Origin of the sequence: Prevotella sp. khp7, from assembly GCF_900109055.1 — a bacterium.
In the GTDB taxonomy this organism is placed as follows: Bacteria; Bacteroidota; Bacteroidia; order Bacteroidales; family Bacteroidaceae; genus Prevotella.
In genome coordinates, this window is sequence record NZ_FOIV01000002.1 from 36,539 (window position 1) to 61,155 (window position 24,617).

Sequence of the window (24,617 nt, forward strand, 5' to 3'; positions counted from 1 at the left end):
TTCGTAATTAACCGCCCCGCAGCCATTATATGCTACGGGGCAGTATTTCTAGAAATAAGGCCCTAACTATCATTATTCATCTGGAAAAGCTATCAGACTGCCACTGGCATTTCTGCAGAACACGACCTCGTCTCCTTCTCCCACATCAAAACCATTGATTTTAACTTTTGCCATATGAGCATTGACAGCAACAACCCTATAAGTACCTCCTGGTACAAAATAGAACCACATTGGCTGATATGTAGAACTCGTTGACAGATGAATCTGTTCATTTGTCTCAACATTCACTAGCACCACCCCAACACCAATATAGTTGGGATTAGAGAAACAGACCACTTTTGTATAACCACTTGGTGTTGGTGTGTTATTATACATAAAATATGGCCCATACTGCCTTGCCCAAGATGATAGAGCAACAAACAAAAACAAAAAAGCAAATAAATACTTCTTCATATTTCTTATGGTTTTATAATAGGGGACCCTTGCGGCAGTACACAAGGGTCCCTAAGCACTTACTTTTTCTTGAAAGCCCAATATGTTCCCTCAGACCAGCCACTGAACGCACCATTGTCAGGATAAGTCAGAACCATCTTAGAATCTGAGATGCTGTAAATCTGGAAGTCTGTTACATAACGTCCACCAGCATTAATCTCATAAGGGAACAGAGTTGCACCTTCTGTAGTCTTGAATGTACCCTTCTTCCAGACATCCGCTGTTGAGAGGTCAATCTCATAGCTTCCAGAACGAATCTCCGTTCCATTGGCATCATAGCACTTCACGCTACCATCTTCATTCAACACCATCGTAGCAGCATTGTCTTCCTCTCCGGTTGCGCTACCCGTTACAGAGTGACCCAGCTGATCTTTCAGCTGTGATGCATCATTAACGCCCCACCATGTGAAGCCGCAGGAAGCAAAGTCTTCATTACGCCAAGTACCATCTGCGCCGAAGTTTCCCCAGAGAAGGTTATCAACTCCACCAGCGCTAATACCACTCTCTGTATCCCATGTCCAAGTCTTACTACCGTAGTTGTTCATCATACCAGAGACGTCAGATTCGCTCTTAAATGCCCAATATGTTCCTTCAGACCAGCCACTGAATGCACCATTATCTGGATAAACCAAAACAAGATTATCCGATGTCAGAGAATAAATCCAGTAATCCGTCACATAACGTCCACCAGCATTAATCTCATAAGGGAAGAGTGTTGCACCCTCCGAAGTATGGAGTATACCATATTTGAATCCATCATGGTTTTCACCAGTCCATCCCTTTATCTCATAGCTACCTGAACGAATTTCTGTGCCATTTGCGTCATAGCACTTCACGAGACCGTCTTCTGTAAAGACCATCGTTGCACCATTATCCTCCTCACCGATAGCAGCACCAGTTACAGAGTGACCCAACTGATCTTTCAAATCAGCAGCATCGTTAACTCCCCACCAAACAAAATCATTAAGGGTTTCACCACGCCAACTACCATCTGCACCAAAGTTACCCCAGACAAGGTTATCAACTCCACCAGCACTAATGCCACTATGAGTGTTCCATGTCCAGGTCTTCTTGCCATAAGCATTAGAAGCGATAAGACGAATCTCTGGTTTCAGCTCAGCAGCTACAGCAACATTAAACTCCTTAGAAGCCACAACTTCTTGGTTGTTGGCATTGATATACTTAAAGTAAACTGTTTGGTTAGGATCAGAACCACGAGCAGGAACAAAGTTAAATACGCCACCGCTTGCACCACTAGTAAGCTTAAATTCTGAACCATCAGCCTTTATATAATAGATATAAATACCTGATGCATTGGGAATATTATACTTAATATAGTTACCATCAGCCTGAGGAGTCGTGCAAGCCTGATCGGCATACTGCGAAAACTCAGCACCATCAAGCAGGTTGCTGGATGTATAGTTGTCCACGTCAAAAGTTCCGTCCTCCTTGATAGGATCACAGGCCGTGAGCATACCCAGCGCTACTGCGAACAATAATATTGATTTTTTCATATTGCTTATTCTTAATGATTAATTCGAAACTCTTTATTAGTCATATACTGGGCAACCCGACATATTAGCACCAGTAGCACTTGCCCCCCAGCCAGGATTCTGTTTCAGGATTTCAGGATTACCGACAATACTGATCTGTTGGGGAGGAATCATGACGAAGCCGTCGGTATCGGCATAACGCTGAGCCCAACTGCTACCGCCTACGCCCTGACCATGATGCATCACAGTCCAGTGGCCCGTGTAGTTCACACGAGATCCATCCTGCTTCTGCAGAGCCAGAGCAGCCTCGCAGCTAGCTCCACCGTCCTTACCAGACCAGCGGCGCAGGTCATTGAAGCGCAGGCCCTCACCGGCAAGCTCGAAGCGACGCTCATCCTTGATGTTCTTCCAAGAGTAGGTTGTAGCAGGCAGACCTGCACGTGCACGAACCTTGTTCATCTGAGTAGCATCGCCCGTCAACTCAGAATGCATCAGCATCACATCAGCTAGACGAAGTAAGATGATGTCAGCAAAGTGGTCACCCTGGAAAGAGTTCTTGTTGTTGTTGGCTGCACTCGTGTTCTCGGTACGATAAACGCCCCACCATGTATAAGCCGTGTTATGATCATCCCAAGTTGACTTTGAGCATGTGATAGGCATCCACTTCTTGTTGTAGTAACCAGCATCCTCAGAGCAGGAAGTGGTAAATACGAATTTCTCACACTCTGTCTGAGCATCAAGGATAGTAGCCTTTTTACGTGGGTCGCTGTCACTCCACTCATCCCAGAGATTAGCATTGATAGTACCCTGTCCCCAGCCTTGTCCGAATGGAAGAGTATTAGCGTCACCATTAGCAGTACCGGCACCGTCGTCATCACAACGCAAACCTGTATACAGAGACACCTGATTTACAAATCCCATACCGATAGTACCATTCCAAGAACCAGCGTTCATATACTGTATCTGGAACATTTCCTCCTCGTTACCATTACCTGCCCATACCTTACCGGCTTTATCCAGGTCATTTACGAAAGCATAGTCCTTGATGGTGTATTCGTTGGTGTACTGCCAAAGCAGACGAAAGTCTTCTATGAGTTTATAGCCGCCATTGTTGATGGCATCCTCAAGGAAAGCCACAACCTGAGCCTTGCTCAGAGAAGCACCGGCACCTTCCTGCTCAAAGTCGAAAGCGACATCAGCCAGATTGGCATTTGCCAATTCGCCAGCCTTCTTATAGAAGCCCTCATAGAACATATAGGCACGAGCCAGGTAACCCTCGGCAGCACCCTTGGTTGCATGACCGTCACCACGGGTTGTCATACCATGAGTCATCAGATTGGCAGCACTGGTGAAGTCGGCCAGGATATGTGGCATAATCACATTCTCTGCGCTCTCCTGAGGACATGGATCAGGAGCAGCTGAAGCCCAGTAAGCAGGGATATCACCCCAGAACTGTACGCCCCAGAGATAGAACAGACCACGCATGAAGTAAGCCTCACCCAGCAACTGGTTGCGGGTTGCCTCCTGACCGGTCCAGTCGAAAGCGTCAACGGCATAGATAATCGCATTGGCACGGGCAATACCCACATAGATATTATGCCAAGCATTGTCGAACAAGTCTTCCTTGTTAGCCATCAGGTGACCAACAGCATGAGCCTCAACGTCGCCAGTACCACCGGCACCGTTAGCATCGTCAGACATAATATAACCAACGAACCATGGTGTCTCCAGCGGAGTTGTGCTAAACTGGTTCATCACACCATACAGAGCGGCCAGCTCTTTATTCAGGTCTCCAGCAGAGGCTGGATAGTTAGAGCTATTAGCTTGTGTGTAATTCTCGGAATCGAGGAAGTCCTCGCAAGAGGTCAGACCTACAGCGAAGAGCATCGCGATTGCCATTAAATATATCTTTTTCATATTCTTATCTTCCTTATTAAATTATTAGAACTTGATACTTGCACCTACGATGAAAGTACGGGCTGAAGGATACAGACCTACATCAATACCACGTGCCCAAGAATCCTTACCACCAGAAGAACCGACCTCAGGATCGACACCAGTATAACCAGTGAAGGTGTAGAGGTTCTGAGCCTGTACATAGAGACGGAGCTGTCTGAACGGAGAGTTCTTCCAGATCTTATTGAAGTTGTAGCCCAGTGTAATGTTCTGAATCTTGAAGTAGTCGGCATCCTGCATATAACGGGTAGAAACCCACTGATCAGCAATCTGACCAACGGTCAGACGAGGATACTTGTTGCTGGTACCCTCACCGTGCCAACGGTCGAAGGCATCAACAGTATAGCTATTATACTGGTTAGCCAGCAGAGCGGTACGATAGCACTGCAGCACCTGCATGCCGAAAGCACCCGAACCGGTGACAGCGAAATCGAAACCCTTGTACTCGCAGCCGAGGCTGACACCAAGGGTTACATCGGGATGAGGATTACCAATCTCATGACGGTCAGCGTCATAGTCGATGGTACCGTCTCCACTGAAGTCATCCCAGATAGGATCGCCAGGGGCAGCATTAGGAAGCATGGCCTTGCCTGCAGCTCTGGCGGCATCAATCTGAGCCTGGTTCTGCCAGATACCGCTATAAGACATACCATAGAAGTAACCGATGGGGTGACCAAGCTCTACACGAGAAGCAAAAGAAGAATTCTCGAAGATAGCATCAACCTGGCCATTGATAAATCCATTGGCGTTGGCGATACGGGTTACCTCGTTCTTATTAGTAGCCACATTCACATTGGCATGATAGCTGAAGTCCTTATTGACCTGATCACGCCAAGAGAGAGCCAGCTCAAAACCGGTATTCTTCACGTCACCACCATTGATCATAGCAGGCTCCTCATAACCAAGCACCTCATTCATCGGAGCACTGAGCAACCAGTCCTTGGTCTTCTTAACATACCAGTCGAAGTTTAAGCCGAGTTTGCCATTGATGAACAGGGCATCAAAACCAATATTAATCTGCTCAGAAGTCTCCCATGTCACGTCAGGGTTAGGAGCGTTCTTGGCGTATGCACCAGTTGTATAGATATTGCTATCGACGGTCTTAACCATATCGCTTGAGAACTTATAGCCATAGTCGGCATATTCTGTCGGAGAGAAAGCGATGTTAGAGAGATAATAGAAGTTAGGAATCTGGCAGTTACCATTCTGACCCCAAGAAGCACGGAACTTCAGGAAGTCCATCCAGCTCTTCGTGCTCTCCATGAACTTCTCGTTGCTGATCACCCAACCAGCAGAGAATGAGGGGAAATAGCCCCAGCGGTGACCGCGGGCGAAGTTATTGGAACCATCGGCACGGAAGATGGCTGTTGCCATATACTTCTCGTCATAGTTCCAGTTCAAACGGCTGAAGAATGAGGCAATACTACCCTGCATCGGGTTGTCATAACCACCATGACCAGTCATATACTGTGTCTCATAGTTAGAAGGAATATTGTAGTCCCATCCGTTGCGAACCAGAGAATTCAAGTTCGATTCATCAACAGTGAAGCTCATATTCATACCAGAGCTCCAATTCGAACGCTCAAGAGATTGACCGACGAGGATATCAATCGTATGCTTTCCCAGTTTCGGGAGAATATAAGAGAGTGTGTTCTCCAATGTGAAGCTACTGCTCTCATACTCACCCATGCTCAGATCAAAGTTGGCACTGGAGCTCGTTGAGCTAGAGCTAAATGGCTTAGAGATGCTACGGTAGTTGCTGGCACTGTAGCCCGTATTGAACTGTCCACGGTAGCGGAGGTTCTTTATCGGCTCGATGATCCAGTAGAAGGTTGCACCTAAACCGAAGTCACGGTTCTTATTGATAGAGTTGAAACCGCCATTAAGGAAGTGGTTCAACGGGTTGTTATAGATCATCGTGCTATAGCCAGCACCATTGTTCTTATAAGAAGCGAGGTTGCCATCTGCATCGTAAGGCTCTACCAGAGGAGAGGCGATATAAGCAGCCTGCATGATATTCCAGTAACCATTCGACTCTGCGAGGTCATGGCTTCTGTGATACCAGTAAGACAGATTCTCACCGATGGTGATCACATCACGATTATTAGCCTTGAGCAGAACGTGCTCAGAGTTGATACGGCCACCATAACGCTTGTAGTTAGATGCATTGTCTGCACCCATGATACCCTCGTTAGAGCTGTAGTTCAGAGACATTGAAAACTTTGAGCGATCAGAGCCACCAGTCATGGTCACAGCATGACTGAACTGCAGGGCGTTCTTGTTCTCATACTCCTTGAACCAGTCGGTACCTTCCCAACCCTTGTCCACCTTGTCGAGGATTGCCTGTGGAACGATGCTGCTCCAGTTGGTAGCAGTTCCGTATGTATTGAAGTTGGTCTCATTGATAATCTGCATATACTGCTGTGCATTAACGGTGCCTGGCACTTTGTAGGCGTTTGACCAACCTACATAGGCATCGTACTGAACCTGCACCTTACCGGCCTTACCCTGCTTGGTGGTCACGAGGATCACACCGTTAGCGGCACGGGCACCGTAGATGGCAGCCGAGGCAGCATCTTTCAGTACGTCAATGCTTTCGATGTCGTTCGGGTTCAAACCGTTCAGGCCATCGTCAGCCGTACCAGAATTGATACCGTCGATGATCAGCAATGGAGAAGAGGTTCCCATGGTTCCAACACCACGGATATTCACCTTAAAGCCCTTACCAGGCTGCGATGAACTCTGAGTGATCTGCACACCAGGCGTGCTTGACTGCATGGCGGTCAGAGCATTGGTCGTGTTCAGTTTGGCGATTTCCTCACCCTTCACCTGAACAGTTGCACCAGTAACCAGCTTTTTCTTCTGGACACCGTAACCCACAACCACAACTTCCTCAAGGACTGCATTGTCATCCTTCAGCGTAATCTGGAAGTTGTCACGATTGCCAACGGCAATCTGCTGTGTCTCAAAGCCGATGAACGATACGACAATCGTCGCACCCGGCTTCACGTTAAGTGTAAAGTTACCATCAAGGTCGGTAACCGTAGCATTTGTGGTACCCTTTTCCACTACACTGGCTCCGATGACGGGACCCATTGCATCGACTACAGTACCTGTAATCTTCTTCGCTGCCTGCTGAACCTCCTGAGGAGCTCCTGCGGCATAGGCATTTGACGAGTAACCAAGTCCCAACAGAGCCAAGGTGCTCATCAACAGCGCTGTCTTCTTAAATTTTCGATTCATACTTAAGTATTTACTATAGATTAAATTTGGTTTGTATTGAATACATTTTTAGTCATTTTGATGTGCACAACATCCTCGAGTCTGCTTATACTATAAATAAGGTACACGAGACTCCTAACAGTTAAGAAGAATTGTTTTGGTTCATACGTTTTGGTTTCTTTTTAAATTTGAATATTAATAGTTATAGTTCATTAGAACACATTGTAACGCTTGCAAAGTTAAACTAAATTTAAAAAAAATAACTACTTTTTATTGACAGAAACTGATACTTTTTTCCCAAAGTGTAATTTACAACCAAAAAAGTAGCAGAAAAGAGCATAATTATACGAATAAGTGTAGGCACAACAACATCATTTTTGATGGTTTTTAACAATAAATGTGCCTAATACACTTATTATATGGACGAACTTACAGAAGAAACTATTTACGAAGAAAAAGAGTTTTCTGAATAGGACCAGAGTAAGTATTCAGGAATATAGATACAGAATCAGCATCCAATTTCTGAGTAGGGATACTGATGTAGGCTTTAGTTGAGTAATACTCAGGCACTCGATTCTGGTCGTGATGAAGTAGCAGATGTCGGGTGCGAGTACCATCGACATGCGAAATAACGGTATCTGTAAGGATTGCTAATTGCTGCACAGCAGAAGTATCGTCGGTAACACCAGTCTTCAACTGAAGATAAATATTCAGGTATTTCGCCGATTTGCTCAACCATAGGCTTTCAAACTTAACAGGATCAGTACGAAACTCTCTGTCGAAATCTTTAAGAGGCTTCACCATAGGACAAGGAACCTGAGCCATAGAAACGATTTCGGCAGTTTGTCGGCCTAATGATTTTAGCTTATTATAAAATAACATACAACGGTAGACTGTGTCAGCCTTAGCAATCCATTTGGCTGTATAAGGTTCTGTAAGCAATAACAGCTCACCATCATCAGTAATGACAGACATCACTTGTTTGTTACCATTGATCTGAGCTTCCACAAAATCGCCACGCATCAGAGAGTACTTGCCTTCGCCCTTCTCGTAGGCATCTTGCTCGCAACCACACAACAAACAAACAACAATAAAGACTAGAACCTTTTTCATTGAGCATCCATTTTGTTACGTACAGGGTTAGCATACATTGTCAACATGCGCTCACGAAGGAAGGCCTCATCCTTGTTAGGCAGTTGAATCTTCGCTATCTGACCAGCCAGATATTGTTCGAAGCGCTGCTTGTCAGCCTCGGTGTAATGGGCAGCATAGGCATGGTCGCCATTCAATTCATCGAGCGCAATGTAATTGCAAGGATAGAGTTCGTAGCCACGATGTATCTCGCAGTCCATACGCTCGGCCAAAGCCTTAAACCACTCCGTCTTGGGCAACTCAGAGAGTTCGTCGATCCAGGTGTTGATAGGAGTTGCCGGGCGATATACCACACGACCTTTATAGCCAAAGATACCCGTCTTCATATTGTCGAGGTCATCCTGACGCGACTTTTTGAACGCAGGATTATCACGCTTCTGCTGGAACTCCTGCGCCTTCAGATAGTCGCACGGATCGAACTCGTAACTGATGGTAAGTGGTACGATGTTCAGTTCCTTCAAATCACCACCCATCGCCAGCATCTTAAGTACGGCATCCTGCGTATGATCGCTTGAGTCCTTAGCACGTCCCTCACGCTGCGCAATCCATATATTCTCGCGCTTCTGGGTAACGGCATAATGGATATAGCGGCTCATCAGCTGCGAGGCAGCCAACGTCTCGCGGAGTGAGAGACCGCGACGAACGGTAAAAGCCTTGTTCATGCGTACCAGACGCTTAATCCAAGGATAGATAAGCAGGTTATCGCCAATACCTATCTCGACGGTAGTGGGATAACCGGCTTCAACCAGCAACACATCAAGGAAAGCCGAATCGAGCACAATATCGCGATGATTCGACACGAATGTGTAACGCTGACTCTTATCATAAGAAGCAATCGAAGAATCCAAGAACGAGCAACCATCGGTATGCTTGCGCATGATGTACTTAACCACCGGCTTCATGAAACGCTTCTGGAAATCGAGCGGGGTCTTGATACCCATGAAAGCCAGACGTAACAAACCATTACGCACCGATTTAGGCAACCAAGGGGCAAAGCCCTTCATCACGATATTAAACTGCCTGTCGTTGAGCAAGTCGTCGAAGGCCTGTTTCATCTCTTCCGCCTCGTACGGTCGGATTTCATCGAATTCTTCTCCCATATATTAATCAAACTGATTCTCAACAATCTCTGTCAGCACATCTGTCATCGACAGACCAGCTGCACGCACCTGCTGAGGGATAAAGCTGGTAGCTGTCATGCCTGGTGTAGTATTCACCTCAAGCATAGAAACCTTACCCTCCTTAGAGATAATATAATCGATACGGATGATACCATTACAATGTAGAATATCGTAGATATGACTGGTAATCTTTGCCACACGATCAGCCACATCCTGAGGAATACGGGCAGGAGTTATTTCCTGTACCTGACCATTATATTTTGCATCATAGTCAAAGAATTCGTTGCTGGTTACGACCTCTGTGGCAGGCAATACGACCGATTTCTCCTTTGTCTTATAAACACCGATAGAAATTTCAGTTCCTTCTAGGAAACTCTCTACCATAATTTCCGGACTCTCCATCATAGCCTTACGGATAGCAGGGGCTAACTGGTCTTTGTTCTTAACCTTAGAAACACCAAACGAAGAACCATCTGCAGCAGGTTTTACAAAACATGGCATGCCAATACGCTCTTCTATCTCATCATCGGAAACCAGTTCTTCATAGCCCTTACGAATAAGCAATGAGTCAGCCACGCTGACACCATAGCTACGCAGATACTGATTAAGCACAAACTTATCAAAAGTTATGGCCTCGACCAGAACGCCACTAGTAGAATAAGGCAGCCCTATCAGATCGAAATAGCCCTGTAACAAGCCATTCTCACCTGGTGTACCATGAATGGTGATATAAGCATAATCAAACAAACGCGCCTCGCCTTTCTCAATAAACGAAAAGTCGTTGCGATCAATTTGGGCCGTTGTGCCATCAGGCAACTCCACGTGCCAGTCCTGTCCTTTGATGTCAACAATATATACATTGTAGCGTTCCTTATCGAAGAAGGAGTACAGCCCCTGTGCTGAGCGCAATGAAACGTCGTGCTCTGATGAGTCGCCACCACAAACAATGGCAATAGTTCTTTTCAAATTTTTCATTGTATCCTTTTACATTATAACCTTAATATTCTTTTACCTTTACATACTTCCTCCACTTGTCAACCAGGGCAGTCATGTCGACAGGCCACTCTGAAGTAAAGTCCATCTGCTCGCCTGTGGTAGGATGTACAAACCCCAGCGTCTTAGCATGAAGCACCTGACGAGGACAGAGTTTAAAACAGTTTTGAATGTATGCCTTATAACTAGCTGTGCGCTCACCTCGCAGGATCTCCATTCCACCATAACGCTCGTCGGCAAACAGCGGGTGGCCGATATGCTTCATATGAGCACGAATCTGATGGGTGCGCCCCGTTTCCAAAATGCATTCCACCAAGGTCGTATACCCATAACGTTCCATCACTTTATAATGAGTGACTGCAGGCTTCCCTATTTCTGAATCTGGCGGGAAGACATCCATACGCAAACGATCTCTGATGTCGCGACCGATATTACCTTCAATACGTCCTTCATCTTCTACGAAATTGCCCCAGACCAGCGCATTATAACTACGATGGGTGGTTTTGTTGAAGAACTGCTTACCGAGAGAAGTCTTGGCATCTGGAGTCTTAGCCACAACCAGCAAGCCACTAGTGTCTTTATCAATACGATGCACCAATCCGACCTCTGGATCATTAGGATCATAAGACTCTAAATCCTTTAAATGCCAGGCTATGGCATTTACCAAAGTCCCACTAAAGTTACCGCATCCAGGATGAACCACCATACCTGCGGGCTTATTAATCACCATCAGATCGTTGTCTTCATAGACCACATCCAATGGTATCTCCTCAGGCTCAATAGTCGTATCATAGTGAGGACGGTTCAGCATGAGGGTAATTATGTCCCCCCCACGAACCTTATAATTGCTCTTTACGGAAGTGCCGTTTACGTGAATGAAACCTGCCTCAGCCGCCTTTTGAATTCTATTACGACTAGAATGGGGGTGATGTTCAGAGATATACTTATCAATACGGACAGGCACTTGGCCCTTATCAACCTCTAGGCGAAAGTGCTCATACAATTGTCCTCCGTCTTCTACCTCACCAGAACTATCGTCAGACAACAAGTCAATATCATCCAATTCTTCGTCTGCTATCATTCTGTTACTTCTTCAAAATCATCCACATCACCATTCAGCATCAACTGATACTCTGGCTCTATATAGTCGATTTCCTCATCAGAATCATACGTACCACTACCTATCATCAACGTGAGAGGGCTTTCTATTGAGACATGATCACCTGTAGAAACTCTGCGGCCTCTGCAAAGAATACCATACACCCAATCCTTCTCACCTTCAACCAACTTCGGAGGAAGCAACTTGAATCCTAGTGCCATCAACTTGGCCTCTGCTTCACGGTAACTGCTATTGTCAACCACATCAGGAATAGCAAAGGAAGGTGACGACGGAGAGTTAACCGTTACATAAACGGTATGCCCACTTTTAACCTTCGTACCAGGTCCAGGATTCTGAGAGAGAATACAATCGGCTGGGAGTTGCTTATTATAGCCCGAATCACTGACAACGATATTCAATCCATCTTCCGTCATCAGACTATATGCATCCTTATACAACATACCTTCAACCTTAGCCACTTCGATACCCTCTCCATGATGCGTATACCAATCAAGTCCGTATTTCACACCAATCGCCAAGGCTATCACTACCAACAACATAGCAAGCAGATGCCCCAGCAGGAATTTACTGCAAAACTTCCCAAAGAAATCCTTTGCTTTCATTTTAATTGTTATTTATGGCGCAAAGGTACAAAAAAAACAGAAAGAAGCAAAGATTCTTCTCTACTTCTTTCTGTTTTAACCAAATTTTCTTTGATAAGTCGGATTTTTACTTTCCGTGATTCTCATCAGAAACTGTTAACTTCTTGCGACCCTTTGCACGACGTGCAGCCAGTACGCGACGACCATTCTTTGTGGCCATTCTCTCACGGAAGCCGTGCTTATTTACGCGACGGCGATTGTGCGGCTGAAATGTTCTCTTCATTGCTTTATACTTATTTTATTTTGTTGTTATTTACCGATTTGGGGTGCAAAAGTACTCATTTCTTTTGAATTACGCAAGTTTTATGCGAAATTTAGTGCAACTTTTTGTGTTTTTTACTAAAAAAGGTGTACCTTTGCACCCGAAAACGATAAAAAGTAACATTTTTAGGTATATGATTAATTCACAAGACATTAAAAAAGGTACTGCTATCCGTATGGATGGTGGCATCTGGGTGTGCATCGATTTCCAGCACAGAAAGCCAGGTAAGGGTAACACAATTATGATCATCAAAGTGAAGAACGTTTCTGATGGTCGCGTACTGGAGCGTCGCTTCAACATCGGTGAGAAGTTGGAGGATGTTATCATCGAGCGCCGCCCCTACCAGTATCTCTATGAGGACCAGTCTGGTCGTATCTTCATGAATCAGGAGACTTTCGAGCAGATTCCTATCGACAACGAACTCGTTATCGGTCACGAATATATGAAGGAGAGCGATATCGTAGAAGTTGTTTCAGATACAACCGACGGCACTATTCTGTATGCTGAAATGCCTGTTAAGACCGTGCTCCGCGTCACACACTCAGAGCCAGGTATCAAGGGCGACACCGCAACAAACACCCTGAAGCCTGCCACACTGGAGACTGGTGTAGAGGTTCGCGTGCCCCTGTTCATCAACGAGGGCGATCTGATTCAGGTTGATACTCGCGATGGTAGCTATCTGCAGCGCGTAAAGGAATAATGAAATTCTCTATCATCGTTCCTGTCTATAATCGTCCCGACGAAGTGGATGAGCTGCTGCAGAGTCTATGCATGCAGACGGTGAAGGACTTTGAGGTACTCATCGTAGAAGACGGATCGATAAAAACATGCAAGGATGTTTGCGACAAGTACGCAGACATCCTTGTTTTGCATTATTATGCAAAAGAGAACAGCGGCCCTGGGCAAAGTCGTAATTACGGAGCAGAGCGCGCCAAGGGTGAATATCTGTTGATACTCGATTCTGATGTGGTATTACCTACCGCCTATCTAACTGCCATCGACCAATTGTTATCAGCCAACCCTACAGAAGCCTTTGGCGGTCCTGATGCATCCCACCCTTCATTCACACCTGTACAAAAAGCCATATCTTACTCAATGACTTCATTCTTTACGACTGGTGGTATCCGAGGCGGAAAGGCAAAACTCGACAAGTTTTATCCACGTTCATTCAATATGGGTATTCGCAGGGATGTATACCAAAAGCTAGGCGGATTCACAAAGATGCGTTTTGGCGAGGACATCGACTTCTCCTATCGTATTGTAGAAGCAGGCTACCGTCCTCAGCTTTTCACCGAGGCATGGGTATGGCATAAACGTCGCACGGATTTTCGAAAATTCTTCCGTCAGGTTTACAATAGTGGCATTGCTCGCATCAATTTGGAGAAGCGCCACCCTGGCACCATGAAGATTGTTCATCTGTTACCTACCGTCTTCACCATCGGTACGTTTGTCCTGACTCTTGCAGCACTTGTCTTTCCTGTCGCGCTCGTACCTATTATATTATATAGTATTCTCATCCTCATCGATTCCAGCATCAACAACAAGAGTCTTTGGGTCGGATTACTAAGCATCCCAGCAGCATTCGTACAGTTAACGGGTTACGGGCTAGGCTTTATAGAGTCATGGTGGAAGCGCTGCGTGCTGAAGAAAGACGAGTTCCAAGCGTTTGAGAGGACCTTCTATAAATAACATCAATCACAAAGACTTTTAAATCAACATGGAAAAACTAAACATCAACCAATGGGCTATAGAAGACAGGCCAAGAGAAAAGATGGCCTTACTTGGCACTGAGGCGTTGAGTAGTGCGGAGTTGTTAGCAATCCTTATTGGTTCCGGATCGACCAAAGAAAGTGCTGTCGACCTGATGAAACGCATACTCAACGATTGTAACAACAACTTAAACACATTGGGCAAGATGTCAATCCACGACCTTTGTCAATACAATGGTATTGGAGACGCGAAAGCCATCAGCATCCTTGCCGCTTGCGAGTTAGGCAAACGTCGGCAAATGGAGACGCCAGAAGAACGTCCAGACCTCGGCACTGCAACCCGTATTTACAATCACATGCGCCCCATCTTCCAAGACCTTGACGTCGAGGAGTTCTGGATTTTACTGATGAATCAGGACTATCGTCTCATTAAGAAAGTAAGAATCTCACATGGTGGTATCACAGAGGTTTCTGTTGATATTCGTATCATGATGAAAGAGGCTGTACTTTCCAATGCTACGATTATGGCTGTATGTCACAACCACCCTTCTGGCAACCTGAAGCCTAGCAATGACGACGACAACTTGACAAAGAGGATTCGTAGGGCGTGCGAGGTCATGTGCATTCATTTTCTCGACCACGTCATTATCACCGATGGTCACTACTATTCCTATCATGAGTCAGGCAGATGCTAACAAAATAATAAAAATGTTTGGAGTTTCGGTCACTTATTTGTATCTTTGCAGCAATTATGACACAAGAAGATAAGACGAAAATAGAAGAGCGGATCGTGGATGTACTGAAGACCGTCTATGACCCAGAAATCCCTGTCAACATCTATGACCTAGGGATGATTTACAAGATTGACGTGCAAGACGATTCATCAGTAGAATTGGATATGACTTTTACAGCACCGAATTGCCCTGCCGCTGACTTTATATTAGAAGACGTACGTACAAAGGTAGAAAGTGTTGAAGGGGTGAAAGGTGCCAATGTCAACCTAGTATTCGAACCTGCCTGGGATCAGAGCATGATGAGTGAAGAGGCAAGAGTAGAACTCGGCTTTGACTAAAGCCACAGAGATTACAAGTTTTTTTAAAACGATGAAGAATATCTACTTTCTCTCAGACGCCCACCTTGGTTCGCTTGCCATTCCTCACAGACGGATGCAAGAGCGCAGACTGGTGCGATTTCTTGACTCTATCAAAGAGAAGGCTGCGGCCGTCTATCTGTTGGGCGACATGTTTGATTTCTGGTATGAATACAAATATGTAGTTCCAAAAGGCTTTACCCGCTTCCTTGGCAAGATATCGGAACTGACAGACATGGGGGTCGAAGTGCACTACTTTACTGGCAACCACGACATCTGGGCATACGACTATCTGGAGAAAGAGTGCGGCGTCATTCTGCACAAACAGCCGGAGACAACAGAGATATATGGGAAGATGTTCTTTCTGGCCCATGGCGACGGGCTTGGCGATCCCGATAAAAAATTTAAAGCAATTCGCGCCTTGTTCCATTCTAAAGTCTGCCAATGGGCTTTCTCTGGGATTCATCCTCGTTGGGGCATGTGGTTCGGTTTAAACTGGGCCAAGCACTCCCGTATGAAACGTCCCAATGGTGAGGAGCCTGCCTACATGGGCGAGGATCGTGAACATCTAGTGCTCTTTACCAAGAAATACATCCAATACCATTCCAACGTAGACTATTTCATCTATGGTCACCGCCATATTGAGCTTGATTTGCAACTGACGAAGAAAGCTCGTATGATTATTCTTGGTGATTGGATCTGCCAATTCACTTATGTAGTCTACGATGGTACTCACCTGCTGGTATCTCAATATATTGAAGGAGAGAGCCAACCATAATAAAGGACTTCACAAGAACAGACATGGAAAGACAAAAGATAGTAACTTTCGGAGAACTCTTGCTCAGATTCTCGAAACCCGGACAATTAAGACTGACCCAAGGAGACATATTCACCAGCAAATACGGCGGCAGTGAGGCTAATGTGGCTGTTTCTTTAGCTATACAAGGGGATAACGTAACTTATATTACCAGGCTGCCCGATACACCCGTAGGACATGCTGGCACTATGAACTTGGCACAGTTGGGTGTAGATACCAGTCAGATACTTTATGGCGGACAACGCATCGGCACTTATTATTTTGAACCTCCCGCAGGCATGAGAGCGGCAAAGGTCTTCTACGACCGTACAAACTCAGCCTATTCTGATTTGAAGCCAGGCATGATTCCTTGGCGTAAAATTCTAAAGGACTGCACTTACTTTCATGTGTCAGGTATTACTGCAGCAATCTCACAACAGGCCGCCGATGCCACATTTGAAGCGCTTGACATCGCCGATGAACTTGGTATCACCATCTGTTTTGATATTAACTATCGTAAGAATCTGTGGCGGTATGAGGGAGCCGCTCCACGTGAGACACTAAGTCGCATGTTAGCCCATTGCGACATGATGTTCGGCGATGCCATTGAGTTTGAATGGCTGAGTCAACATCCCCAGCCTCCATTCACTGCTACAAGCTCCAACTTCACCATGCAGATGAAGGAATACGGAGAATGGTTTGACGAACTGCATAAGCAATTCCCACGCCTAAAGAACTGGATGATGGGCATGCGCAACATTGTCAACTCAAACCATCACACACTGACCGCACTACTCTGGAGCGAAGGCGAACTACTTCAAGCTCCCATTATAAATATACCAGACGTTGTGGATCCCGTTGGTGTGGGGGACGCGTTCATGGGTGGATGGCTACATGCCATCAAGCTCTTCCCCAACGACAAAAAAAAGCAGCTTAACTACTCATTGGCAGCAGCGGCATTAAAAAACACCATTCCCGGAGACTTCAACCTCTCAACAGAAGATGAGATTATGACTGTTCTCCAAGAACAGTTATAAAGGGGTTACATTTTATCAAACTCCTTCTTCAGCCATTCCATACGAGTGTTCAGCCACGTCTTCAGTGACTGCACCTCGTTTTGGTAGCTGCCCCAAATGTCCCATTGCTTATAAGTATAATGATACCATGTTCCCCATCTGTTCTGATTCTCCTGAACAGATGATCTTAAATACCATGCATCATTATTTATCATATTCATGATTTCAGCCTTATGACTATAAAAATAGTCGTAACGGGATTTCAGCTTGGCAACAAATCTGGAGTCCTGCATTAATCGGGTATACCATGCCGACCAGTCAAGCATCAATCCCTCAGGCAACATGGCTGTTGTATTGTCCTCCTTCACGTTTCCGAAAGCGATATCAAAGTCCCAGATGGGACCCATGCTCAACTTTCCGTTCCTTTTTAAATTCATATAACAGCTGAAATGGAACATTGAGTCTTCATTCTTGGCAATCTCATGTATTAAATACCAATCCACAAAAGAGTTTATATCAAAGAACTGACTCCACAGCAGATCAAAGTTACCACTAAACAGGCAGTTCTCCGCCTCTTTAACAAAGTTCACTGCATAATTATAGTTCTCATCATCATACTCCACATCGGGTTCCTTGATATCAATTGCATAATTAATGAAATCAGACATAAAGAATCTGGAATCTTCCTCTTGCGGAGCTCTGGCTTCCACTTCCAAGATAAAACCATCGTCACCAACAGCCACACGATGGTTAGATATCTCAACCTTCTCTACTAACTGGTAAGTGCCGTCATATCGGCCATTGAGTACCACCTCTACAAAATGAGAACTCGGTGTCCAGTCCAAGTTACTCATTTTACCAATGGCAAAAGCCAGATGATTACGCAACATACTCTTATCGGAATAGTTAGCCAACAGCACCCAGTCCTTGTCTTTATGCTCACCTAACAAAGATACTTTCTCATCAAATTTCAGACGATAAGGCTTTTTAGGAAGTCCCCACGTGGAATTACCTCTACCCCTAATTCGCAGGTTTGCATCTACAACATCACCTGCACCACGAGTCTTAGTCACGACATCCTCTGTCAGTTTCATGTGTGCTGCAACATACTCTTCTTTAGAGGTAATATTGACGCCATTCTCCGTATCGATTCGCATGACAGGAAGCCCTGTATATGAATGTACATATACCGTATAGTCTTTCTTATCCTTAGACGTCATGACAGACAATACTACAGGCTCTTTAAAGTCAATCTGCGTGGAGCCACTCACCACCTCAGTATTATCCATAGCAACCAGAGTTCCTTCGAAAGTAAAACGAGGAACCAGCATCTTGGAGTCCTGCATGCTTGGCAACCAGCAATCGACGATACCATTGCTATGGACAACACAGACTGCATCCTTACTCAAATCCTTATTGTCGGCAGTCGTAAACTCCATCGTCATCAACAAAGGTTCAGGCAACATGCCACTCTTTACCTTTTCCAGACTATCGAGTTTCTGCTTCAGCAGTGCTGCCTTGCGTTTTTCAGCCTCAAGTTTCTCGAGTTTCTCTTTGATTTCTTTCTGTTTCTCTGCATTCTCATCCCTCAACCCATCTGCCTGAGTCGTATACTCCGAGATATCCTCAGAGCATGCCGACAAGACAAAAAATGCGATCAATATATAGAGTATCTTTTTCATCATCTAACCTTAACATTTACATATTACCAAATTCCGTATTCATCCAATCCATTCGTTTCTCCAACCAATCTTTCATAGATGAAACAGTCTTCAGATACTGTACTTTCGTATCTCCTGCTGACTTATCAAAAACATCCCACTTATTACTATTTTCCTGTGCAGAACGTTTCAGATACTCTGCATTAGCACTGATTTCCTTAATAATCGTATTCTTATGCTTATAGAAATAAGCAAAGCGCTCTTTTACCTTTGCAACAAAAGCTGGATCTTGGAACAACCTGTTATACCACTTGGTGTTCTTAACCACGAATCCACTATAGCTGGATTTCTCAAAACCGAATGATTTCTCAGCCTTCCACAGAGGTCCCATTCTAAGCTTCCCACTTTTCTTCATGTTCATATAACACTCCGCTTGGAAGGCATCTTCGTTCTTTGCTATCTCGTTTATCAGATACCAATCTACAAAAGAGTCCATATCCAAATATTTCTGCCAGCCCTCACTCTCGTTTTTGAAATTGTCGCCAAACAAGGCTTCTTCGGCAGATTCCAGATAACTGGCAATGAACCTATAATTGTTATCGCCTACAAGAACACTCGGAGTAAGAATACTTAAAGGCTGTTCAATCTCGCTTGTCGTGAAGTTCACACCTGTCGTGGCTGCATCAATCTTAAGAATGTAGCCATTGAAGCCTACGTCCACTCTTGCGCTGGCATTCTCCATCCTGTCACCCAGCATATAAGTACCATAATACCGTCCATTCAGCATCAAGTCCACGAAATGATAGCGAGGCGTAAAAGGTAGATTGCTGAGGTGTCCCATATAGAACATGGTCTGGGTACGGAGCATGGTATTATCATCAGCATTAGGCATCAGCTCCCAGTCATTATTCTTCGGCTCGTCGAACAACGACACAACTTCGCTAAACAAAATAGCATAGGAGTTTTTCCCTATCTGAAGAGATGGATGTACTTTTGACTGATACCAACTGATATCCCCAACTCCTCTGACCCTAACTCTTGCTTCTATCACATCGCCAGCGGCACGGGTCTTCACATCTTCCACGAGTTTCAGGTTTGCCTGATAATATTTTGTTGTCAGAGCAATATTCTCCCTTTTATCTGTTTCCAACCAAAGCATTGGAATTCCAGTATAAGAATGCACATAAACTATATAGGACTTAGTCTGCATCTTTGATTTCACGACCAACGATATTGGCTTTCTGAAATCAACAATCGTCTTGCCGCTCACCACCTCTTTACCGTCTATGGTCATCTCCGTACCCTCATAAACAAATCGGGGGATGAGCTTCTTGTTGTCCATAATGTTAGTTATCCAGCATTCAACAACGCTATCGCCAATAATCTCACATTTAGCGTCCTCCACCATCTGCACAGGATTGTCACTCGACAAGAACTCCATATACTTCAGAAAAGCCGGATGAAGATTATATTCCGTTTGGTCTATCTTGTCCTGGGTGGAGTCGTTTTCCCCTTGTTGGTTCTTAATAGCATTCTCAATACTATCCTTCTGGCGCTGCAGTTCCAAGGCCTGACGTTCCAGATCTTCTATCTCTTTCTTTACATCATCAAGCTCTGAGCTACAAGCTAATAGAGAACAGAATGCTATGGCAAAAAAAATAAACTTTTTCATTCCAATCAATTTCCTATCATTACGAATATACAAAATCCGCTGCAAATTTAGCTCTTTTTTTGCAAACAGATGCATCTTTACTCTATTTTTTGTATGCAGATAATACTTTCCCCTTCCTAACTTACAATAAATTACAAAAAGGCGGCCTTATATTAAAGGTCGCCTTTACGAGTTATCTTCAATAACTATTACAACAAATTCATTGTATCGGTAGCAATCATCAGTTCCTCATCGGTAGGAATAACAACCACCTTCACCTTTGAATCGTCGGCTGAGATGATAGCCTCTTCGCCACGAACATTGTTCTTCTGCTCGTCGAACTTCACGCCCAAGAACTCAAGACCCTTGCAAACAGCAGAGCGCATAGAGATCTGGTTCTCGCCAACACCAGCAGTGAAGACTATTACGTCGACGCCTCCCATAGCAGCGGCATACGCGCCGATATACTTTTTAATACGATAGAAGTACATTTGCTGGGCTAATACGGCACGAGGCTCACCTGCCTTGGCTGCATTCTCAACGTCACGCATGTCTGAACTACCACCTGTGATACCAGCCACACCACTTTTCTTATTGAGCAGGTTGCTCATACCATCAGCATCAAGGCCCAACTTCTTCTCAAGGAAGGTAACAGCACCTCCGTCGATATCACCAGAGCGTGTGCCCATTACCAGACCCTCCAGTGGGGTAAGACCCATTGAGGTATCAATACACTTACCATCCAGAACAGCAGCGATAGAGCCACCATTACCAATGTGGCAGGTAATCATTTTAGTACCCTCGGCCTTAATGCCCAGAAACTCACAGGCACGAGCTGATACGTAACGATGAGAGGTACCGTGGAAACCATAACGACGTACGCCAAACTGCTCATAGAGCTCATAAGGGATAGCATACATATAAGCCTTTGCAGGCATGGTCTGATGAAAGGCGGTATCAAACACACCGACCTGAGGTAGACCTGGCATCAGCTCCTTTACAGCGTTCACGCCTTTCAAGTTGGCAGGATTATGCAGCGGAGCGAGGTCAGAGCACTCCTCAAAAGTCTTCAACACTTCATCGGTCAGCACAACAGATTTGTTGAACTTTTCACCACCATGCACCATGCGATGACCAACAGCGTCTATCTCATCAAGACTCTTTATTACACCAATCTCAGGATCTGTAAGCAGAGAGAAGATAAATTTCACACCTTCAGTATGCTCAGGAATATCGTGCATAATCTGCTTCTTCTCACCATTGGCAAGCTTCACCTTTACAAAAGCATTGTCAAGACCAACACGCTCTGCGCCTCCACTGGTCATAACGCTCTTATCGTCCATATTGTACAAGGCATACTTGATAGACGACGAGCCACAATTCAATACTAATATCTTCATAACTATTCGCTTTTCACCATTCACTTCTTAGCGTCCATTGCCTGACAAGCTGTAATAGCAATCATATAATAGATATCATCAACAGAGCAACCACGAGAGAGGTCGTTCACTGGACGCGCAATACCCTGAAGAACTGGACCGATAGCGATAGCATCACCCAGACGCTGAACCATCTTATAGCCGATATTACCGACTTCAAGGTTCGGGAACACAAGTACGTTAGCCTTACCTGCGATATCTGAGCCTGGAGCCTTTTTGGCACCGACTGAAGGAACGAGCGCAGCATCAGCCTGCAACTCGCCATCGATTTTCAGTGTAGGATCCATCTCCTTAGCTAGACGAGTTGCCTCGATCACCTTGTCGCATACTTCATGCTTAGCACTTCCCTTTGTGGAAAAACTCAGCATAGCCACGCGAGGCTCAGCGAAACCAGCCACTGCCTTAGCAGTCTGAGCGGTGCATACAGCAATCTGTGAGAGTTGAACAGCATCAGGCATCGGGGTAACAGCAACGTCACCAACCACAAGAACGCCATCCTCACCATACTGTTTCTGCTTAGAAATCAGCAGCAATCCGCCGCTCACACATGTAATGCCAGGAGCGCATTTGATAATCTGGAGAGCAGGGCGCAGAGTATCACCAGTTGTTGAGAGAGCACCAGAAATCTGACCATCAGCACCCTCTGTTTTGATAATCATGCAACCAAGATACAGAGGATTCTTAATCAACTTACGTGCCTCTTCGATTGTCATGCCCTTCGACTTGCGAATCTCAGCCAGTTTCGCTGCCAGTTCATCACTTCCCTCGTAATTTTCGGGATCAATGAGAGTAGCTTTACCAATGTTGGTAAGACCCTTTTCCTTAGCCAGAGCCTCAACCTTAGCAGGGTTACCAATCAGAATAATCTCTGCGAGTTCGTCAGCCAAAGCCTTATCGGCTGCACAGAGTGTACGCTCCTCTTCTGCCTCAGGGAGCACGATGCGCTGCTTATTGCTTTTAGCACGCGCTACAATTTGACTTAATAGATCCATAATTTGTTATATTAAACGTTCTTTTTTACCACTTTGCCACATTGAGATTGCAAAAGTACTAAAAATAATCCAAAACGAAGCAAGATTAGGATTATTTTTCAGAAAAATGAATGAAAACCTTTACGGTCACGCCAATTCTTTCGTCAGGATACTCTCCAACTCTTCGGCAGACAAGCGCAAACGAAACTCACCACCCATGGCAACAGAGATGCCACCCGTCTCCTCTGAGACAATAATGGCAATAGCGTCGCTCTCTTGAGAAATACCCAAAGCAGCACGATGGCGAAGCCCCAATTCCTTTGGAATATTCAAATCATGACTCACTGGCAGAATACAACCTGCAGCCTTGATACGTTTCTTCGATATTACCATAGCACCATCATGTAATGGTGCATTCTTAAAGAACACATTCTCAATGAGTTGCTGGTTTACATTGGCATCAATCAGCGAACCGGTTGATATAATATCGTCAAGACGGACATGTCGTTCTATAACAATCAAAGCTCCCACTTTACCTCGACTCATATTCTGGGCCGCCATGACAATAGGGATGATGCGCGTCATCATTTCCATCGTAGCTTCGCGCTGGTTATCACCTTTAAAGAAGAACCTCTTCAAAGCTCTCACCCGCTGGTGTGCACCCAGGTTATAAAGGAATTTACGGATATCTTCCTGAAATATCACAATCAGCACGATGACACCTACTGACACCAATCTATCCATAATGGAACCCAATAAGCGCATCTCTATGATTTGCGACACAAAAATCCACACGACAATAATCACCATGATACCAATAAACACATTCATCGAGCGCGATTCACGCATCAGTCTGAAGATGTAGTAAAGCATCGTCGCGACCAAAAAGATGTCGATTATATCCTTTATGCCAAAATCAAAGAACATTCCGTCTTACTATTTACCATTTAACATTTGCACCATTTTCACACACTCCATGGCCTCTTTCACATCGTGAACACGGAGGATTGAAGTGCCTTTCATCAAAGAGATGGTATTCAACACTATTGTCCCATTAAGTGCCTCATTGGGTGTAAAGCCCAACAACTTATAAATCATTGACTTACGCGATATACCTACCAATAGGGGCAGATCCATTACAAGCAGTTTATCCAACTCATTCATCAGTTGATAGTTCTGCTCTAAAGTCTTACCAAAGCCAAAGCCCGGATCAAGAATAATATCCTTCACACCAAGGTCACGCAACTGCTGCACTTTCTTTGCAAATGAGAGCTGAACCTCACGGAGCGTAGCCTGAACAGACATTAATATATAAGGTACACGAAGTCGAGACACCATTCTGAACATCTCTTGATTACCCTCACTCACATCGTTAATGATATCCACCCCGAACTCTTCAACAGCCATGCGAGCCACATCTGGGCGGAAGGTATCTACAGAAACAACCGAATGGGGAAGTTCACGGCGAACAATATTCAGTCCAAAGCGCAGACGTTCCATTTCTTCTGCTTCCGAGACCTCTGTTCCACCAGGTCGAGTAGAATAAGCTCCAACGTCAATCATACTTCCACCTTCAGCTATAATCTGACTAGCCCGAGCCGCAATATCCTGTTCTGTCTGCATTCTGCTTCCTGCATAAAAAGAGTCGGGTGTCACATTCAGGATACCCATCACCTGTGGCTGCGAAAGATCTATCAGCCGCCCTTGTACATTCAGTGTATATTCCATATTCGCCCACAAAGATACAAAATAATTGAGAATTAAGAACTCTTTTTTAAGAAAAAGCGGCAATGCCGAGTGAAGAATTAAGATTTTTCATTATCTTTGCAGCA

Annotated in this window: 22 protein-coding genes; 6 read left to right on the forward strand and 16 right to left on the reverse strand. The window is 45.0% G+C overall.

Features of this window, described 5'->3' with window-relative positions:
- Positions 1 to 72 precede the first annotated feature (72 nt).
- The 10 genes from BMX82_RS03860 to rpmH form a co-directional block, all read right to left on the reverse strand.
- Positions 73 to 453 carry a hypothetical protein gene (locus BMX82_RS03860; protein ID WP_091766316.1) on the reverse strand — a complete coding sequence of 127 codons (381 nt, stop codon included), beginning with the start codon at positions 451 to 453 and terminating at the stop codon, positions 73 to 75.
- Between the two features lie 59 nt (positions 454 to 512).
- A complete protein-coding gene (locus BMX82_RS03865) occupies positions 513 to 2,006 on the reverse strand; it encodes a hypothetical protein (protein WP_143058308.1) in 1,494 nt (497 codons plus the stop codon).
- Between the two features lie 36 nt (positions 2,007 to 2,042).
- On the reverse strand, positions 2,043 to 3,902 hold the full coding sequence (locus BMX82_RS03870) for a RagB/SusD family nutrient uptake outer membrane protein (RefSeq protein ID WP_081911086.1): 1,860 nt from the start codon (positions 3,900 to 3,902) through the stop codon (positions 2,043 to 2,045).
- Positions 3,903 to 3,926: 24 nt separating this feature from the next.
- Positions 3,927 to 7,184, reverse strand: a complete 3,258-nt coding sequence (locus BMX82_RS03875) for a SusC/RagA family TonB-linked outer membrane protein (protein ID WP_091766319.1) — start codon at positions 7,182 to 7,184, stop codon at positions 3,927 to 3,929.
- A gap of 420 nt (positions 7,185 to 7,604) precedes the next feature.
- Positions 7,605 to 8,276, reverse strand: coding sequence for a NigD1/NigD2 family lipoprotein (locus BMX82_RS03880; protein WP_091766324.1), 672 nt, complete (start codon positions 8,274 to 8,276; stop codon positions 7,605 to 7,607).
- Positions 8,273 to 9,415, reverse strand: a complete 1,143-nt coding sequence (locus BMX82_RS03885) for an acyltransferase (protein ID WP_091766326.1) — start codon at positions 9,413 to 9,415, stop codon at positions 8,273 to 8,275. Before BMX82_RS03885 ends, BMX82_RS03880 begins: the two co-directional genes overlap by 4 nt.
- A gap of 3 nt (positions 9,416 to 9,418) precedes the next feature.
- A complete protein-coding gene (locus tag BMX82_RS03890) occupies positions 9,419 to 10,411 on the reverse strand; it encodes a D-alanine--D-alanine ligase (protein ID WP_036911637.1) in 993 nt (330 codons plus the stop codon).
- Positions 10,412 to 10,433: 22 nt separating this feature from the next.
- Positions 10,434 to 11,510: an RluA family pseudouridine synthase gene (locus tag BMX82_RS03895; RefSeq protein ID WP_177172011.1), complete on the reverse strand. Its 1,077-nt coding sequence runs from the start codon at positions 11,508 to 11,510 to the stop codon at positions 10,434 to 10,436.
- Positions 11,507 to 12,151 carry a PASTA domain-containing protein gene (locus BMX82_RS03900; protein ID WP_091766329.1) on the reverse strand — a complete coding sequence of 215 codons (645 nt, stop codon included), beginning with the start codon at positions 12,149 to 12,151 and terminating at the stop codon, positions 11,507 to 11,509. Before BMX82_RS03900 ends, BMX82_RS03895 begins: the two co-directional genes overlap by 4 nt.
- A 106-nt stretch (positions 12,152 to 12,257) precedes the next feature.
- Complete coding sequence (gene rpmH, locus BMX82_RS03905) at positions 12,258 to 12,413, reverse strand: 50S ribosomal protein L34 (protein WP_013063965.1); 156 nt, start codon at positions 12,411 to 12,413, stop codon at positions 12,258 to 12,260.
- 172 nt (positions 12,414 to 12,585) lie between these two features.
- Here rpmH and efp point away from each other — a divergent pair, with 172 nt between their 5' ends.
- The 6 genes from efp to BMX82_RS03935 are packed head-to-tail and all read left to right on the forward strand — an operon-like array spanning position 12,586 to position 17,084.
- Entirely contained in the window at positions 12,586 to 13,152 is a 567-nt protein-coding gene (efp, locus tag BMX82_RS03910; protein WP_036911629.1) for an elongation factor P, read from the forward strand.
- A complete protein-coding gene (locus tag BMX82_RS03915) occupies positions 13,152 to 14,141 on the forward strand; it encodes a glycosyltransferase family 2 protein (RefSeq protein ID WP_036911627.1) in 990 nt (329 codons plus the stop codon). The genes efp and BMX82_RS03915 overlap by 1 nt, the downstream gene beginning before the upstream one ends.
- Before the next feature lie 28 nt (positions 14,142 to 14,169).
- A complete protein-coding gene (gene radC, locus BMX82_RS03920; protein ID WP_036911624.1) occupies positions 14,170 to 14,856 on the forward strand; it encodes a RadC family protein in 687 nt (228 codons plus the stop codon).
- 56 nt (positions 14,857 to 14,912) lie between these two features.
- Positions 14,913 to 15,233: a metal-sulfur cluster assembly factor gene (locus tag BMX82_RS03925; protein ID WP_036911620.1), complete on the forward strand. Its 321-nt coding sequence runs from the start codon at positions 14,913 to 14,915 to the stop codon at positions 15,231 to 15,233.
- Positions 15,234 to 15,264: 31 nt separating this feature from the next.
- A complete protein-coding gene (locus BMX82_RS03930; RefSeq protein ID WP_091766332.1) occupies positions 15,265 to 16,029 on the forward strand; it encodes a UDP-2,3-diacylglucosamine diphosphatase in 765 nt (254 codons plus the stop codon).
- Between the two features lie 23 nt (positions 16,030 to 16,052).
- Positions 16,053 to 17,084 (forward strand): sugar kinase, encoded by a 1,032-nt coding sequence (locus BMX82_RS03935; protein WP_091766335.1) that lies wholly within the window; start codon positions 16,053 to 16,055, stop codon positions 17,082 to 17,084.
- A 5-nt stretch (positions 17,085 to 17,089) separates the two neighbouring features.
- On the opposite strand, the gene BMX82_RS03940 is transcribed toward BMX82_RS03935, so the two are convergent.
- The 6 genes from BMX82_RS03940 to folP all read right to left on the reverse strand — a co-directional run bounded on the left by BMX82_RS03940 (position 17,090) and on the right by folP (position 24,513).
- Entirely contained in the window at positions 17,090 to 18,748 is a 1,659-nt protein-coding gene (locus BMX82_RS03940) for a CotH kinase family protein (protein WP_091766338.1), read from the reverse strand.
- 13 nt (positions 18,749 to 18,761) lie between these two features.
- Complete coding sequence (locus tag BMX82_RS03945; RefSeq protein WP_177172012.1) at positions 18,762 to 20,396, reverse strand: CotH kinase family protein; 1,635 nt, start codon at positions 20,394 to 20,396, stop codon at positions 18,762 to 18,764.
- Between the two features lie 188 nt (positions 20,397 to 20,584).
- Complete coding sequence (locus BMX82_RS03950) at positions 20,585 to 21,775, reverse strand: acetate kinase (RefSeq protein ID WP_036911716.1); 1,191 nt, start codon at positions 21,773 to 21,775, stop codon at positions 20,585 to 20,587.
- 20 nt (positions 21,776 to 21,795) lie between these two features.
- The gene (pta, locus tag BMX82_RS03955) at positions 21,796 to 22,806 is read right to left on the reverse strand and encodes a phosphate acetyltransferase (protein WP_091766343.1); all 1,011 of its coding nucleotides are present in this window, start codon (positions 22,804 to 22,806) and stop codon (positions 21,796 to 21,798) included.
- 126 nt (positions 22,807 to 22,932) lie between these two features.
- The gene (cdaA, locus tag BMX82_RS03960) at positions 22,933 to 23,712 is read right to left on the reverse strand and encodes a diadenylate cyclase CdaA (protein ID WP_036911614.1); all 780 of its coding nucleotides are present in this window, start codon (positions 23,710 to 23,712) and stop codon (positions 22,933 to 22,935) included.
- 9 nt (positions 23,713 to 23,721) lie between these two features.
- A complete protein-coding gene (gene folP, locus BMX82_RS03965; protein ID WP_036911613.1) occupies positions 23,722 to 24,513 on the reverse strand; it encodes a dihydropteroate synthase in 792 nt (263 codons plus the stop codon).
- Between the last annotated feature and the right edge of the window lie 104 nt (positions 24,514 to 24,617).